Raw genomic sequence first — 1,324 nt, forward strand, 5'->3', positions numbered from 1 at the left:
CTTAAAAACATAACAACGATCCTGAAGAACGGCCAGGATAAAGTAACTTCCACAACCACAACTTTGAGTAAAGCTGCATCAAGAGGAATCACCCGGGGTGCTTCTTACTTCAAGGGAGGTGGACGTTAATGATTCGGCAGTCAACCATTGATAAACTTCATGAACTGAAGCTCTCAGCTATGTCAGATGCCTTCGAAGCTCAATCCAATGATAGAGCATTCCAACAATTGTCATTTGAAGACCGATTCGGAATGCTGGTAGATAGGGAGTGGGTCAAGCGTAAAAACAATAAACTTCAAAAAATGATTCAAGTCGCAAACTTCAGATATCCTAATGCATGTATGGAAGACATAGAATATCATGCCGACAGGAAGCTTGATAAATCTCAGTTATTGGACCTGTCAACTTGCAAATACATTGCTGATAACCACCACGTCATACTGAAAGGTGCTGCTGGAAGCGGGAAAACTTTCATTGCTTCAGCACTTGGTATCGCAGCATGCAGAAATTTCATCAAGGTACGATACATAAGGCTTCCTGACCTCCTCAATGAGCTTACCATAGCATATGGGGAGGGAACATTCGAGAAGGTTATAAAGGCTTATCAGAAAGTAGATCTTTTGATTCTGGATGAATTCCTACTGACTCCGGTATCAAGCAATCAGGCTAGAGAGCTTTTTGAAATCATTGAAGCGCGTACTGTAAAGGGCTCAATAATTTTCTGCACCCAGTTCGAACCTAGTGACTGGTATGGTCGTATTGGAAATGAATGCGATGCAACTATTTCAGAGTCTGTAATTGACCGGATTATCCACGACTCCTTCGATATTATGATTGAAGGCAAGCTATCTATGCGTGAGCGGCATGGCTTGAAGTCCTCATTAAAGCGAGGTGGCAGCATTGAATAGTTCTTGCAGTTGTTGCAACGTAGCTTATGAGTTCTGCGAACTTATCGAATGTCTCATCCAGGATATCCAGCATCTGGAAACAGAGACTGTGAAAGCCCGTTACAAGCTAAGTCAGCATCTTACTCCGCCACACGATGAGAATGTACGTAATGAAATATTGTCAGACTTGGCCAGCAGTTACTATGAGTATCCTGCATATGGAATATACTTAGCGCTGATGCATTCCAATGAGAATCCGATGGAATCTGATGAGTATGTGAAGCACTTATTGAACACAGCTAAAGGTAGAACTGTCTCCTCACAATATTAGCCTCTATCCAAACCCCTGCACTCTATCCGGAATGATATGTTCTGTCCTTCCGGATTAGGGTGCTCTGAATCTCTGGAAAGCATGCATTTTTTAAGTGGAATATCCA

At 42.4% G+C, this 1,324-nt stretch carries 1 protein-coding gene; it reads left to right on the forward strand.

Features of this window, described 5'->3' with window-relative positions:
- Positions 1–128 precede the first annotated feature (128 nt).
- Positions 129–908, forward strand: a complete 780-nt coding sequence (gene istB, locus T472_RS00745) for an IS21-like element helper ATPase IstB (RefSeq protein WP_023389240.1) — start codon at positions 129–131, stop codon at positions 906–908.
- Positions 909–1,324: the final 416 nt, after the last annotated feature.

Source organism: Youngiibacter fragilis 232.1 (assembly GCF_000495435.3).
Classification (GTDB): domain Bacteria; phylum Bacillota; class Clostridia; order Clostridiales; family Clostridiaceae; genus Youngiibacter; species Youngiibacter fragilis.